A 14,519-nucleotide genomic window follows, 5' to 3' on the forward strand; every position below is an offset into this window, starting at 1 on the left:
AACGCACCGAGCGAGCAAAGCCATGGCCGAATTCCTCGCCTACCTCATCGCCGGCATCGCCACGGGCGCGATCTATGCCCTGGCCGCGATCGGCTTCACCTTGGTCTGGCAGACCTCGCAGACGATCAATTTCGCCCAGGGCGAGTTCGTCATGCTGCCGGCCGTGTTGGTCCTGCTCGCGATCAAGCTCTTCGGCGCGCCGATCTGGCTCGGCGCCCTGATCGGCATCGCCGCCTTCATCCTGATCTTCGGCGTCGGCTTCAAGCTCGCCGTGGTCGACCCGATGATCCGGCACGGCGTATTGCCGCTCGCCATCGCCACCATGGCGCTGTCGATCATCATGAAGGAAGGCGCCAAGGACGGCTTCTCGGCCGAGGCGCAGAAATTCCCCTCCTTCGTCCCGACCGAGACGATCTCGGTGTTCGGCGCGGCGATCTCGCTGCAGCATGTCGCGATCATCGCGGTTGCGTTCGCGGTCATCGGCCTGCTGCAATGGTTCGTCGGCAGCACCCGCCTTGGCCGCCAGATGCAGGCGACCGCGCAGAACCCGACGGTGGCGCGCATCCTCGGCATCCCGGTCGAGCGCATGGTGCTGCTGACCTTCGTGATCAACGCGGCCCTCGCCGTGGTCGCCTCGGTGCTGATCTCGCCGATCTATCTGGCAAAGTTCTCGAATGGCGAGGTGATTGGCCTGTTCGCCTTCATCGCGGCGATCGTCGGCGGCTTCAACCAGGTCCGCGGCGCCCTTGTCGGCGGACTGATCGTCGGCATCGTCGACAGCATGGCCGCCGCCTACATCTCGACCTCCTACCGGCTCGCGGTACCGCTCGTGCTCCTGGTCATCGTCATCCTCGTCAAGCCGGAAGGCCTGATGGGCCGCAAAGAGGAGCGCCGGGTATGACCGCGCCCGCAACCCACAGTGCCGCCCCGGCAGCGCGCCGCCTGCCGCTGCCCACCTTCGTCGACGGCACGCTGCTGACGCTGGTCGCCGCCGCGGTCATCCTCTGGTTCGCTCCATCAGGCATGGGCCGCTACGGCACCTATGTGCTCTCGCTCTGGCTGGTGATGAGCGTCGCCGTGATGGGCCTCAACCTGACGCTCGGCTATGCCGGCCTGAAGTCGCTGGCCCAGGCCGCCTTCATGGGCATCGGCGCCTATGCGACGGCGCTGCTCACCAGCAAGGTCGGGCTGAACTGGTACGCCTCCTTTGCGATCTCTGGCCTGCTCACCTTCGCGGTCGGGCTCGTGCTCGGCTTCCCGGCGCTCAGGGTCAAGGCGCACTACCTAGCCTTCGTCACCCTCGCCTTCTCGACGCTCATCTGGCTCGTTCTGCGCAATGAGCAATGGCTGACCGGCGGCGTCTTCGGTCTCTCCAACATCCCGCGGCCGAGCTTCTTCGGCCTCAAGCTCGACGGGGCGCTTGCCTTCCACCGCTTCGTCGTGGTCGTCACCTTCCTGCTCGCGGCTGTGCTCTGGTGGATGATCCGTTCGCCCTGGGGCCGCGCCTTTACGGCGCTGCGCGAGAACCCCATCCGTGCCGCGAGTCTGGGCATCGACACCCGCATGTACACGCTGCTCGCCTTCGCGATCGGCTCGGCCTATGCCGGCTTTGCCGGCGCGCTCTATGCGCCACTCGTCGAGTTCATCGACCCCTCGCCCTTCTCGCTGTCACAGAGCTTCTTCCTGCTGCTGATGGTGGTCGCAGGCGGCGCCGGCTATCTGCTCGGGCCCTTCATCGGGGCGCTGCTTGGCGTCGTGCTGCCGGAATGGCTGCGCTTTGCCGGCTCGCTCTACCTGATCATCTTCGCGGCGATCGTCATGCTGCTGCTGATCGCCTGCCCGCAAGGCATGAGCGGCCTGCTCGAACGCGGCTGGGCCAAGCTCACCGGCAAGAAGGAGGGCGCGCGATGAACCAGGTCCTCGAAGTCTCGAACCTCCACAAGGCCTTCGGCGGCATCAAGGCGGTGAACGGCGTCTCCTTCAAGGTCAACGAAGGCGAGATCCTCGGCATCATCGGCCCGAACGGTTGCGGCAAGTCGACCCTGTTCAACTGCATCCTCGGCCAGCTCGAGCCGACCGAGGGCGCGGTGAAGCTCGACGGGCGCGACGTCACCAACATGCGCCCCTCCGAGCTCAACCGGCTCGGCGTCAGCCGCACCTTCCAGCTGCTGCAGGTCTTCCCCGAGCTCTCGGTGCGCGAAAACCTGATCCTCGCCGGCCAGGAGCACGAAGGCACGATGCTCTCGCGCTTCTTCGGGTCGCGCGATGCCGGGCTGACGGCAAAGGCCGAGCAGATGATCGGCTTCTTCAAGCTCGGCCATCTCGCCGACGCCAAGGCCGGCGGCCTGTCCTATGGCCAGCAGAAGCTGCTCGACGCCGCCATGGCCTTCATGGCGGGCCCGCGCCTCGTCCTGCTCGACGAGCCGGCCGGCGGCGTCAACCTGACCATGCTCGGCGACCTCAAGGAGCGCCTGCGCGCCATCAATGCCGAGCAGGGCGCGACCTTCGTGGTGATCGAGCACAACATGGATTTCGTGATGTCGCTGTGCTCGCGCGTCATCGTGCTGGCCGAGGGCAAGGTCCTGGCCGAGGGCACGCCGGCCGAGGTCCGCGCCAATCCGGCAGTCATCGAAGCTTATCTGGGGCACTGACATGCACGGCCGCGTCAGCAACACCTCGCCATCGGTCGGCCTTGCTCCTCTCTCCCCCCTTGTGGGGGAGAGCTGGAGAGGGGGGTATGCCACCCTCGGCGACGGACCAGTCAGCCACCTCCAACTCTGCGACCTCGATACCCCCCTCCCAACCCTCCCCCACAAGGAGGGAGGGCTCCCGCGGTTCCTCGCATCGAAGGGAAGCCGGCCATGACCACCCCCATCCTGGAACTCGACGGCGTAGTCGGCGGCTACGGCGCCATGACCATCCTCAACGGCACGACCTTCAAGGTGCCGCGCGCCGCGATCACCACGGTCATCGGCCCGAACGGCGCCGGCAAGTCCACCGTGTTCAAGGCGATTTTCGGCCTGCTCAAGGTGCGCGAGGGCCATATCCGGCTGGAAGGCCGGGAGATCACCAACTGGAACCAGCGCAAGCTGCTCGAAGCCGGCATCTGCTACGTGCCGCAGGGCCGCAACATCTTCCCCGAGCTCTCGGTGCGCCACAATATCGAGCTCGGAGCGGTCGCGGCCGGCAACCAGATCACCGATATGCCAAAGCGCATCGAGGCGGCCCTCGACCGCTTCCCGTCACTGCGCGCCAAGGCCGACGTCCAGGCTTCGACGCTCTCCGGCGGCCAGCAGAAGCAGCTCGAGATCGTGCGCGGGCTACTGCTCGACCCCAAGCTGGTACTGATCGACGAGCCCTCGATCGGCCTCTCGCCGATGCTGGTGCAGGAGACCTTCGACATCCTGAAGGAGTTGCGCGCCAAGGGCGTCACCATCCTGATGATCGAGCAGAACGCCCGCTCGGCGCTGGAAATCTCCGACGAAGGCCTGGTGCTGGAGCTCGGCCAGACCCGCATGCAGGGCCCGGCAGCGGACATTCTCGCCGACCCCCGCGTCGCCCAACTCTTCCTCGGCGGCGCGATGACGGAAGCGGCCTGAACCATGAACCCGACCTCGATCGCCACCGTCTCGCTCTCCGGCGATCTCGCCGACAAGCTGCAGGCCATCGCCGCAGCCGGCTTCGACGGGGTCGAGGTCTTCGAGAACGACTTCCTGACCTTCGACGGCAATCCGCGCGATGTCGGCAGGATGATCGCCGATCTCGGCCTCGCCATCGTTGCCTTCCAGCCCTTCCGTGATTTCGAGGGCATGCCGGAGCCGCTGCGCACACGCACCTTCGAGCGGGCGCGGCGCAAATTCGAGCTGATGAACGAGCTCGGCGCCGGGTTGATGCTGATCTGCTCGAACGTCTCGCCGCAATCGCTGGGCGGCATCGACCGTGCGGCCCACGATCTCAGCGAGCTCGGCGACCTCGCCGGCAAGCATGACGTGCGCGTCGGCTTCGAGGCCTTGGCCTGGGGCAAGCACGTCAACGATTATCGCGACGCCTGGGAGATCGTGCGCCGGGCGAACCATGAGCGCATCGGCCTGATCCTCGATTCCTTCCACACGCTGGCGCGGCGCTCGCCGCTGGAGCCGATCGCCTCGATCCCCGGCGACCGGATCGAGCTGGTCCAGCTCGCCGATGCCCCGCTGCTCGACATGGACGTGCTGAGCTGGAGCCGGCATTTCCGCAACTTCCCCGGCCAGGGTGACCTGCCCGTCGCCGATTTCCTCCGAGCGGTCGAGGCGACCGGCTATTGCGGCCCGCTCTCGCTCGAGATCTTCAACGACCAGTTCCGCGCCGGCTCGGCCAAGCGCGTCGCGGTCGATGGCCTGCGCTCGCTGATCCAACTCGCCGACCAGACGGCTCGGCTGAACAATCCCGCGAAGGCCGAGATACCGGACCGCGCGCCGCTGCTTGGCGTCGAGTTCATCGAATTCGCGCTGGACGAGGAACCGGCGCAAGCGCTGACCGCGCTGTTCTCGGCGCTCGGCTTCCACAGAAGCGGCGAGCACCGCAGCAAGGCGGTGACGCGCTGGAGCCAGGGCGGCATCAACCTGATCGTCAACACCGAGAAGGACGGCTTCGCTCAGTCGCATGCGATCATGCACGGACCCGGCGTCTGCGCACTGGCGCTGCGGGTCGCCGATGTCGCGGCGACGATGGCGCGCGCCCGAGCGCTGAAGGACACGACCTTCGAGCAGCGTGTCGCGCCTGGTGAGATGGAAATCCCGGCGATCCGCGGCGTCGGCGGCAGCCTGATCTACTTCACCGAACCGCGCCCGGATGGCGCCCAGAGCTGGCATGACGACTTCATCGCGATCGACGGCAGCAGCAGCGCCCCTGCCCTGCTCACCGACGTCGACCATATCTCGCAGTCGATGGACTATGACGAGATGCTGTCCTGGCTCTTGTTCTACACCTCGCTCTTTGCGCTCGACCGCATCCCGCAGCTCGCCATTGCCGATCCCGCCGGGCTGGTGCAGAGCCGGCCGCTGGTCGCTGCGAATGGCTCGGTCCGCCTCATCCTCAACGGCTCGCAGGCGACGCGGACACTGTCCTCGCGTTTCGTCTCTGAGCATTTCGGCTCGGGCGTGCAGCACATCGCCTTCACCTCGCCGGACATCTTCGCGGCCGTGACCGCGATGCGCGCCGCCGGGCTCGATTTCCTCGATATCCCCGAGAACTATTACGACGACCTGGAGGCCCGCTACGGGCTGGAGCCGGCCTTCCTCGACCGGCTGCGCGAGCACCACATCCTCTATGACCGCGACGGCGAAGCCGAGTTCCTGCAGGTCTACACCCACGTCTTCGCGCAGCGCTTCTTCTTCGAGATCGTCGAGCGGCGCGGTGGCTATGGCGGGTTCGGCGCGGTCAATGCGCCGGTGCGGCTGGCAGCGCAGGCGCGCGAGGCGCGGCCCGTGACGGTGCCGCGCCCGCTGCACGACGACTAGCTCGTCACCACGACCTTGCCCACGGCGCGGCCGCTCTCGACCACCTCATGCGCCTGCGCGACCTGATCGAGTGGGAAGCGCGCGGCGATCTCGTGGCTGAGCCAACCGTCTCGTAACCCGTCACCGATCGCGGTTGCAGCGGCATCATGCGCGGCCGCATCCATGACATAGACGAGGACGAAGCGGATCGTCGCATCGAGCGTGATCAGAGGCCAGAACGGCAGCGCCGGCTCGGGCTTCGCATCGGAAGCATAGGTCGCAACCACACCGCGCGGCGCCAGCACCCGCATGGTCAGATCGAGATTGGCGCCGAAAGCGACCTCGACGATGCGATCGACACCACGTTCCTTGCCGGTGAACTCGCGAATGCGTGCCGCCAGATCGTCGGAGAGGCGGTTGAGCACGAGATCGGCGCCCGCCGCCTTGGCGGAGCGCGCCTGCTCCTCGCGGCTGACGGTCGTGATCACCCGCGCCCCGCCCTGTTTGGCGAACTGGACGGCGTAGCGACCGACCGCGCCGGCACCGCCGGTAATGAGCACGACCTTGCCGGCAACCGGCCCATCCGCGAAGACGCAGCGATGCGCCGTCATCGCCGGCACGCCGAGGCAGGCTCCTTCCTCAAAGGAGACGCCAGCCGGCAAGGGCTGCACCTGCCGCGCCGGCAGCGCGACATAGCCCGCCGCTCCGCCGAAGGGCCGGCCGAGCGACGCCTCATAGAACCAGACACGCTCGCCAACACGGCTCTCCAGCTCGGGCGAGCCGACAGCCACGACCTCGCCGGCGCCGTCCTGGTGCGGGATGATCAATGGAAACGGCATCTGGTCGCGGCCGAGCCAGCCGGCGCGGCCCTTCCAGTCCGACGGGTTGATGCCACTGGCGCGGACCCTGATCAGCAATTCGCCCGGCCCGGCGACTGGCTGAGGCTGCTCGCCGACCTGCAGGACCTCACTCGCCGGCCCCTTGCGTTCATACCATGCTGCCTTCATCGCCATGCTTCCTGTTCGATTGCGGAAGCAGGCAAGTGTCGTCATAGATCATCAGGAACAAGTACGTACAAAGAGAACATGTACTATCATGGATGTAACTACCCTTCAGAGCGCGCATGCAACCGGGACACGACCACGACGCGAACCTGCGGCTCGCACAGGCTGCGGCGTCGAGGCGACCTTGTCGGTGATCGGCGGGGTCTGGAAACCGGTGCTGCTGTTCCAGCTTTTGCGCGGCAAGCTGCGCTTCAACGCCCTGTGCCGACTGACGCCACGGGCGACGCCGCGGATGATCACCCTGCAATTGCGCGAGCTGGAAGCGGATGGCGTCGTGCGCCGGATCGTCTACCCGGAGGTGCCGCCGAAGGTGGAGTACGAGTTGACCGAATTCGGGCTCTCGCTGGAGCCAGTGCTGCTCGCCATGCGCGCCTGGGGCCAGAGCTTCCAGGCGCGCATGGACGCTGCGGAGACTGAGTCCGGGGGAGGAACAGCTCAGCCGCGCAGCATCTGCATCGGCGCTGGATAGTAGCGGAAGCCGTCGCCGGCCTTGGCGAGATTGCCGAAGCCCGGCCAGGCGAAGTGATAGGACATCACGGGGATCTTTTGCTCGGCCAGCATGGTGAGCAGCCTGACCCGCGACTGCACCGACTGCTTCGGGTCCCAGTCATAGGCGAACTCGACGCGCGGATTCTCGGTCAAAAGGATCGGGTGGTGGGTGAGATCGCCGAGGAAGGTGAAGGACTTCCCGCCGGAGGAGACGTTGAAGATGGTGTGGCCGGGGCTGTGGCCCGGCGCCGAGATCGCGGTGATGCCCGGCAGGAACTCCTGGCCATCCTTGAAGAAGACGATGCGGTCGCGCACCGGACGCAGATTGGCGCGGGCATGCTCGCCAAAGGCCTTGAACGGCGAACCGAGCCTGGCATCGTCGAGCCAGTAATCATGGTCGACCTGGCTGATATAGATCTGCGCGTTGGGGAAGTTGGGCTTGCCCTCGGCCGAGCAGATGCCGCCGGTATGATCGATATGGGCGTGGCTGCAGACGATGGCGTCGACCGAGGCCGGGTCGATGCCGGCCTCCTGCATGCTCTTCAGCAGCCGCCCAGTGGTCGGCCCGAAGGCCTTGGAGAAACCCATGCCGGTGTCGAACATCACGAGCCGGTCGCCAAAATTGACGATCGGGATGTTCTGCTCGAGCACGACATTGTCCTTGGGCAGGAAGTTTGTCTCCAGCAGGCCGTAGACCTGCTCCTTCGGCAGGCCGAGGAAGCTGGAGCCGGGATCGCCGAGCGGCAACGGCCCGTCCGAGACGACCGTAATCTCGGCCTGGCCGAGCATGAAACGGTAGTAATAGGGCACCTGGCTGTTCGCGAGCGGGGCCTTGGCAAGGACGCCGCTGGGCAAGGTCGCACCGGCGGCGAGCGCGGCCGCGCCCGAGAGGAAACCGCGGCGATCGAGGGAGGGAATGAGCAGCTTCGACATGGCGTTCCTCCGGATGAAAGGGGAGCGGCGTCGGGCGCCGTCTTCTTCGCCGGGCGGCCTTGTGTCGCGTCAGGCCTTGCCGGAGGGGAAAGATGCACGCCTGCGGAGTGGACGGCCAATAAGGCTTCGCTCTAGTCTGCATAAGCGAAAGCTGCCGCCCTCGCGGCGAGACGAAACAAAACCAATGGGGGATCGGGCGGCGATGGATCTGCGCCAGTTGCGCTATTTCACGGCCATCGTCGAACAGGGCTCGTTCTCCAAGGCAGCAGTCAAGCTAAGGGTGGCGCAGCCGGCGCTGAGCCAGCATCTGCGCCATATGGAAGACGAGCTCGGCGTTGCCCTGCTGCATCGCGGTACCCGCGGCGTGCAGGCGACCGAGGCCGGCGAGCGTCTGCTCGCCAAGGCCCGCACCATCCTCGCCGAATTCGCCGAACTGCGCGACAGCGTCCGCGGCGAGCAGGCGGCACCGGCCGGGGAGGTCCGCATCGGCCTGCCCGGCACTGTCAGCGAGCAGTTCAGCGTGCCGCTGATCGAGGCGACGCAGGAGCGCTATCCGGATGTGCGCATCCGCATCGCCGAGGCGATGAGCGGCTTCGTGCTCGACTGGCTGCGCAAGGGCGAGGTCGATCTTGCGGTGATCTACTCGACCTCGGACCCGAAGGGGCTCGGCATCCACCACATCCTGACCGAGGAGCTCTGCCTGTTCGGCGTGCCGGCCCTGACGGCGCTCGGGACCCCGCCCGGCAAGGCGGTGACGCTGACCGAGGCGGCCGGGCTCGACCTGATCCTGCCCGGGCCGGGCCATGGCCTGCGCGACCAGATCGACGAAGCGGCAGCGGGCATCAACGCCACCGTCCACGCTGCGGTCGAGATCGAATCCTATGCCCAGATCAAGCGCCTGGCCGAGCGCGGGCTCGGCTATGGCATCCTGCCGCGCATGGCGGTCAGGGCGCAGGAGAAGGCTGGAGTCTTCCACACCTGGCCGATCGAGCAGCCTTCGCTCTATCGCAAGGTCTATCTCGCCTATTCGACCGAGCGGCCGATGACGGCCGCAGCCCGCGCCATCGGCCAGCTCTCCTGGGAGATCCTGCGCGGCCTCGTCACCGAGGAGAGCTGGACCGCGACGCTCGGCGACGAGAGCGATCCGCCGGCCTTATACGGCTGATCGGGATTTCGTCTTTGACAGGCGGCGCGACCAGCCGAACACTCGCCTGCAGATCAGCCACGAGGATACGTCTTGAAGACCCGCGCCGCCGTCCTGCATGCCAGTCCCGTCGCCGCGCCCTATGCGCAGTCGAAGCCGCTCCGGATCGAGGAGGTCGAGCTCGCCCCGCCTGGAATGGGCGAGGTGCTGGTCAGGGTCCGCGCCGCGGGCCTCTGCCATTCCGACCTCTCGGTGATCGACGGCAACCGGCCACGCCCGGTGCCGATGGTGCTCGGCCATGAGGCGGCGGGCGAAGTCGAGGAGGTCGGCCCCGGCGTCACCGATCTCAGGAAAGGCGACCGTGTCGTCATGGTCTTCGTGCCCTCCTGCGGCCATTGCGCGCCGTGCAGCGAGGGGCGCCCCGCCTTGTGCGAGCCCGGCAACGCCGCCAACGGCGTCGGCGAACTCATGGCCGGCGGGCGCAGACTCTCGCAGAACGGCAAGCCGGTGTACCATCATGTCGGCGTCTCCGCCTTCGCCGAGCATGCGGTGATGTCGCGCCATTCGCTGGTGAAGATCGAGGCTGATATCCCGCACGAGATCGCGGCATTGTTCGGCTGCGCCGTGCTGACCGGCGTCGGCGCCGCGGTGAACACAGCCAAGGTCCGTGCCGGCGAAACCGTCGTGGTCGTCGGCCTCGGCGGCGTCGGCCTCTCGGCCCTGCTCGGCGCCGCCGCTTGCGGCGCCGCCCGTGTCATCGCCGTCGACCTGTCGGATGAGAAACTGAAAATCGCCCGCGAGCTCGGCGCGACCGACACTTTCAACGCCGGCGCGCCCGATGTGGTCGAGGCGATCCGGGCCGCGACCCGAGGAGGTGTCGATCACGGGCTGGAGATGGCCGGCTCGGTCAAAGCGCTGGAGCTCGCCTACCAGGTCACACGGCGCGGCGGCACCACGACGACCGCCGGCCTCGCCAACCCCGCCCACACCATGGCTCTGGCGCCGGTTAGGCTCGTCGGCGAGGAGCGGACTCTGAAGGGCTCCTATGTCGGCTCCTGCATCCCGGTGCGCGACATCCCGCGCTTCATCGAGCTCTATTTGCGCGGCCGGATGCCGGTCGACAAGCTCTGGACCAGCTCGAGCCCGCTCGAGGGGATCAACGAAGGCTTCGACGCGCTGAACGAGGGCCGGACGATCCGCCACGTCATACAGATGTAAGATCAGCCCGGCGTCGTCATTCCGGGGCGCTGCGAAGCAGCGAGCCCGGAACCCAGAACCGATGCCGTTTCCGGAAGAGGCTGGCAGTCCCAGTACTATCAAGAACCCGCATCGGTTCTGGGTTCCGGGCTCAGGCCTGCGGCCTGCCCCGGAATGACGGAGCGAGGCGCCAGCGCGGCGGCGAGAGCCGCCACCAGCATCAGCGCGACCGCCAGTCCGGCAAGTGCCGGAAAGCCGGCACGGGCATAGAGCGGCCCGAAGCCCGTCGTCCCGGCGAAGAGCGCGAGATAGGTCACGCTGCTGTTGAGCCCCATGATCGCACCGCGGCGGCTGGCATCGAGTGCGCCCAGCCGGAGGATCAGCACGTTCAGCCCGGCATGGTTGGCCATGCCCCAGAAGAACACCACGGCGAGCAGAGCGGGATAAGACGCAGCGACCAGGCTCATCACCAGATAGACAGCGCCGACCACTGCGAAGAACATCGGCAGCAGGCGAGCCGGGCCGAGGCGGTCGATCCAGCGGTCGAGGAACGTCGTCGCCCCGAAGCCGAGGCCGTAACACAAAGCGAGCAGGCCACCGGCGCTGACCGGCAGACCCAGCACGCGATGCAGATGATCGCCGACATAGGCGTAGACGCCGTAGAACGAGGCCATGAAGGCGGCGCAGGCGAGCAGCAGCGGCGCGATGCCGGGAACCCGCAAGGCCGAGAGCGGCGATGGTGCGGCGCGCCCGGTCGCAGTGCCGCCCGCGGTCAGTTTGGTGGTTCCAGCCATCGCCGCGACCCCGGCGACGACGACGATGGCGTAGACCATGCGCCAGCCGAAGAGGTCGGCAACCACCGCCGAGAGCGAGACGCCGGCGACCATGCTGAGCGTCCAGCCGAACAGGACGACGCCGAGCGTGTCGCTCTCGCGACCAGCCGGCGCCGCCAGCGCGGCAAGCGTATAGATCGACGGCAGCGCCAGACCGGCAGCGAGGCCCGCCAGCAACTGCGCCCCGACGAAGGCCGAGAGAACCGGCGCTGCCCCGCTCGCCGCGAGCGCGACCAGGAAGGCGATCAGGGCATAGCGCAACATGCGGCCCGCGCCGAAGCGATCGATCAAGCCGGCGAGCAGCAGGGCGCTCGCTGCCGTACCAATGCCGAAGGCGGCCGAGGCCATCATCACCGCCGGCACGTCGCTGGCGAAGCTTTCGGCGACGCGCGGCGCGATCGGCCCCAACGCCAGCGAGTTGGCGCCGACCAGCCCGATGCACAGGCAGAGCGCATAGGCTGCCGGGGGTATCCGGGGCGCCTTCGAAGCTGTTTGATTTTCATTCGTCATTTTGACAGAATGGCCGAATGAAATTCTGGATCAATCGAGGATCGACGAATGCTCGAAAAAACAGATGGCGTTCGGCGAAGCCGCGGGGCGGATCGCGAACTCGATGCCATGGACCGAAAGCTGTTAGGCGTTCTCGTCGAGGATGCGACGATCAGCTACGCCGATCTCGGCGAGCGCGTCGGCCTGTCGCCGCCGGCGGCTCATGAGCGGGTGAAGCGGTTGCGGCGCTCCGGCGTGATCAAGCGGGTCGCGGCGCTGATCGAGCCGGAGGCGACGGGGAAGACGCTGCTCGCCTTCGTCCATGTCGACACCACCGGCTGGGGCAAGACGACCACCTTGCTGGCGATCGAGGCCCATCCCGAGGTCGAGGAGATCCATTCGGTCGCCGGCGACACCTGCATGATGCTCAAGGTGCGGACCGAGAGCACCCATGCGCTCGAAGGCCTGCTGGCCAAGATCTATGACGTTCCCGGCGTCACCGCGACGCGCAGCTATGTCGTGCTCTCGACCTATCTGGAGCGGCCGGTCCAGCCGGGCATCACCGGCGAATGGCCTGGGCGCGTCAAGGACCCGCGGCAGCTGCCCGTCAGCCAAACATCGCGGGATTGACGGACGGCTTCGAGCCGACCGGCACCTTGAGATGGTGCAGCCTGATTGGCTGATGCAGGACGTAGCCGCCATCCTCATGCTCCGACAGCGCCTCGAAACGCGCGAGCAGCTTGCCGCGCGCCGCCTCTGCCCGTTCCTCCCGCGAGGGATCGGCCGCAACGGCGCGCGCCATGAAGGCGGCGGCATCGGGGAACGTCTCGATGCGATCGTATTCGATCCGCCGGCTCTCGCTGACGATGCCGCGGCGCATCGCGCGGACGATCGCGTCCTGCGCCGCGTGCCTGACCTCGGTCTCATCCTCGATCAGGCGCAAGGCATCGAAGAAGGAGCCTTCCGACAAGGGCTCGATCACGACGACGCTGCCGCCCCTGCCGACGACGCGTGCCGCCTCCTCCAGCGCCAGCAGCATGTCCGGCACCGGGACATGATGCAGGCTGTTGAGGAAGATTGCAGCGTGCATGCTGGCATCGCCCCAGGGCAAAATCTGGGCGCAGCCATGCTTCAGCGCCGCCTTGGGCGCAAGCTTCTGCGCGACCTCCAGCATCGCCTCGTCCGGATCGAGACCGACGACGCTGGCACCGCGCTCGACCAGCGCCTGCAGCAGGTTGCCCCTGCCGCAGCCAATGTCGAGGATACGCCGCCCTTGCAGGGGCGTTAGCAGCTTTTCCAGAATCTCGACGGTATCGCCTGCCGGCCGCGTGATCATAGTAAATCAATGGTTGCGCCCGCGGCGGGGCGCAAGACCTGTTCTTCAGCGATCCAGAGCTACTCGCTTCGGGCAAGCAACCTGGCCGCGACCTGCTTCGCCGGACTTCACCCGTGCTTGTGCACGATGGTCTTGGCGACGGCGAACTCCTCCAGCGCCATGAAGCCCTTCTCGCGGCCATGGCCGCTCCTGCCGGTGCCGCCGAAGGGCAGTTCAATGCCGCCGCCGGCGCCATAGCCGTTGATGAAGACCTGTCCGGCCCGAACGCGCTTGGCGACGCGCTGCTGGCGTCCGCCATTATTGGTCCAGACGCCGGCAACAAGGCCGTAGGGCGTGGAGTTGGCGAGCTTCACGGCATCTTCCTCGTCGTCGAAGGCGAAGGCAGCGAGGACCGGGCCGAAGACCTCCTCCTGCTCCAGCCGGTTGCCGCGCGGCACCTGCCCGAACAGGGTCGGGGTCACATAGAAGCCGCCATTCGGTACGCCCTGGGCGATCGCGCCTTCGGCGAGGACCGGAATGCCCTGCTCGCGGGCCTGGTCGACGAAGCTCTGCACCCGGCCGCGCTGCCTGGCGTTGATCACCGGGCCGCAGTCGAGGTCCATTTCGGGCGTGCCGGCGCGCAACTTGGCGAACTGTTTGGCGACCGCGCCGACGAAGTCGTCATAGACGGTCTTCTGCACCAGCACGCGGCTGCCGGCCGAGCAGGTCTGGCCGGTGTTCTGAACGATCGCCTTGCAGACGATCGGCACGGCGGCTTCGAAATCGGCGTCGTCGAAGACGATCTGGGGCGACTTGCCGCCGAGCTCCAGCGTGCAGGTGATGAAGTTGTCGGCGCAGGCCTTCTGGATGATCTGGCCGACTTGCGGCGAGCCGGTGAAGGAGATGAAGCCGACGCCGGGATTGCGGCAGAGCGCCTCGCCTGCCTCATGGCCGCGGCCGGTGACGATGTTGATCGCGCCATCGGGGAAGCCGACCTCGCTGGCGAGCTCGGCGAGGCGCAGTGCCGTCTGGCAGGCATCCTCGGCGGGCTTCAGCACCACGGCATTGCCCATGGCGAGCGAAGCGGTGAGCGAGCGGCCGAACATCTGCGCCGGGTAGTTCCAAGGCAGGATATGGCCGGTGACGCCATAGGGCTCGTGCACGACGTTGACGCTGTAGCCGTTGAGGAACGGGATGATGTGGCCGTGGACCTTGTCCGCGGCGCCGCCGTAGAACTCGAAATAGCGCACCGTCGCCTCGATATCGGCCCTGGCCTGCGCCATCGGCTTGCCGGTGTCCTGCGCCTCGATCTTCGCCAACTCCTCGAAATGGTCCTGGACCTTGCGCGCCAGCTTCGAAATCAGCCGGCCGCGCTCGGCGGCGGTCAGCTTGCCCCAGGCGCCTTCATAGGCGGCGCGAGCGGCCCTCACCGCATCGTCGATATCTTCGGCAGTGCCGCAGGCGATGCGGGTGAATTCCTCGCCGGTCGCGGGCGCGAGCACCGCCATGGTCTCGCCGGTGCGGCCGGCAACGTGCCGGCCGTTGATGAAGTGCTGGGTCATGATGGTCTCCGTCTAC

The 14,519-nt window shown here is 67.3% G+C and carries 14 protein-coding genes; 9 read left to right on the forward strand and 5 right to left on the reverse strand.

From position 1 onward, the window contains the following. Positions 1-22: 22 nt before the first annotated feature. From B6S44_RS19020 to B6S44_RS19040, 5 genes are all read left to right on the forward strand, one after another. Complete coding sequence (locus tag B6S44_RS19020; RefSeq protein WP_129158439.1) at positions 23-901, forward strand: branched-chain amino acid ABC transporter permease; 879 nt, start codon at positions 23-25, stop codon at positions 899-901. Beyond that, entirely contained in the window at positions 898-1,911 is a 1,014-nt protein-coding gene (locus tag B6S44_RS19025; RefSeq protein WP_129158440.1) for a branched-chain amino acid ABC transporter permease, read from the forward strand. The genes B6S44_RS19020 and B6S44_RS19025 overlap by 4 nt, the downstream gene beginning before the upstream one ends. Next, positions 1,908-2,651: an ABC transporter ATP-binding protein gene (locus B6S44_RS19030; RefSeq protein ID WP_129158441.1), complete on the forward strand. Its 744-nt coding sequence runs from the start codon at positions 1,908-1,910 to the stop codon at positions 2,649-2,651. Before B6S44_RS19025 ends, B6S44_RS19030 begins: the two co-directional genes overlap by 4 nt. Before the next feature lie 210 nt (positions 2,652-2,861). After that, positions 2,862-3,599, forward strand: coding sequence for an ABC transporter ATP-binding protein (locus B6S44_RS19035; RefSeq protein ID WP_129158442.1), 738 nt, complete (start codon positions 2,862-2,864; stop codon positions 3,597-3,599). Positions 3,600-3,602: 3 nt separating this feature from the next. Then, positions 3,603-5,498 carry a bifunctional sugar phosphate isomerase/epimerase/4-hydroxyphenylpyruvate dioxygenase family protein gene (locus B6S44_RS19040; protein ID WP_129158443.1) on the forward strand — a complete coding sequence of 632 codons (1,896 nt, stop codon included), beginning with the start codon at positions 3,603-3,605 and terminating at the stop codon, positions 5,496-5,498. Here the strand turns inward: B6S44_RS19040 and B6S44_RS19045 are convergent. After that, entirely contained in the window at positions 5,495-6,484 is a 990-nt protein-coding gene (locus B6S44_RS19045; RefSeq protein ID WP_129158444.1) for an NADPH:quinone reductase, read from the reverse strand. The two genes, B6S44_RS19040 and B6S44_RS19045, sit on opposite strands and share 4 nt — an antisense overlap. 187 nt (positions 6,485-6,671) lie before the next feature. Here B6S44_RS19045 and B6S44_RS19050 point away from each other — a divergent pair, with 187 nt between their 5' ends. After that, positions 6,672-7,010, forward strand: a complete 339-nt coding sequence (locus B6S44_RS19050; RefSeq protein ID WP_465246132.1) for a winged helix-turn-helix transcriptional regulator — start codon at positions 6,672-6,674, stop codon at positions 7,008-7,010. Here the strand turns inward: B6S44_RS19050 and B6S44_RS19055 are convergent. Further along, complete coding sequence (locus B6S44_RS19055) at positions 6,977-7,963, reverse strand: MBL fold metallo-hydrolase (protein WP_129158446.1); 987 nt, start codon at positions 7,961-7,963, stop codon at positions 6,977-6,979. The genes B6S44_RS19050 and B6S44_RS19055 overlap by 34 nt on opposite strands. A 202-nt stretch (positions 7,964-8,165) precedes the next feature. On the opposite strand from B6S44_RS19055, the gene B6S44_RS19060 reads away from it, so the two are divergent. Then, positions 8,166-9,128, forward strand: coding sequence for a LysR family transcriptional regulator (locus B6S44_RS19060; RefSeq protein ID WP_129158447.1), 963 nt, complete (start codon positions 8,166-8,168; stop codon positions 9,126-9,128). A 72-nt stretch (positions 9,129-9,200) separates the two neighbouring features. Continuing rightward, the gene (locus B6S44_RS19065; RefSeq protein ID WP_129158448.1) at positions 9,201-10,325 is read left to right on the forward strand and encodes a zinc-dependent alcohol dehydrogenase family protein; all 1,125 of its coding nucleotides are present in this window, start codon (positions 9,201-9,203) and stop codon (positions 10,323-10,325) included. 98 nt (positions 10,326-10,423) lie between these two features. Here the strand turns inward: B6S44_RS19065 and B6S44_RS19070 are convergent, their stop codons facing one another. Continuing rightward, positions 10,424-11,647 carry an MFS transporter gene (locus B6S44_RS19070; protein ID WP_129158449.1) on the reverse strand — a complete coding sequence of 408 codons (1,224 nt, stop codon included), beginning with the start codon at positions 11,645-11,647 and terminating at the stop codon, positions 10,424-10,426. Between the two features lie 48 nt (positions 11,648-11,695). Between B6S44_RS19070 and B6S44_RS19075 the strand changes: the two genes are divergently transcribed. After that, positions 11,696-12,256, forward strand: a complete 561-nt coding sequence (locus tag B6S44_RS19075; protein ID WP_129158450.1) for an Lrp/AsnC family transcriptional regulator — start codon at positions 11,696-11,698, stop codon at positions 12,254-12,256. Here the strand turns inward: B6S44_RS19075 and B6S44_RS19080 are convergent. Both B6S44_RS19080 and B6S44_RS19085 read right to left on the reverse strand, forming a co-directional pair. After that, on the reverse strand, positions 12,234-12,962 hold the full coding sequence (locus tag B6S44_RS19080) for a class I SAM-dependent methyltransferase (protein WP_129158451.1): 729 nt from the start codon (positions 12,960-12,962) through the stop codon (positions 12,234-12,236). The two genes, B6S44_RS19075 and B6S44_RS19080, sit on opposite strands and share 23 nt — an antisense overlap. A 107-nt stretch (positions 12,963-13,069) precedes the next feature. Next, on the reverse strand, positions 13,070-14,503 hold the full coding sequence (locus B6S44_RS19085; protein ID WP_129158452.1) for an aldehyde dehydrogenase family protein: 1,434 nt from the start codon (positions 14,501-14,503) through the stop codon (positions 13,070-13,072). Positions 14,504-14,519: the final 16 nt, after the last annotated feature.

Source organism: Allobosea sp. Tri-44 (genome assembly GCF_004123845.1).
GTDB lineage: Bacteria > Pseudomonadota > Alphaproteobacteria > Rhizobiales > Beijerinckiaceae > Allobosea.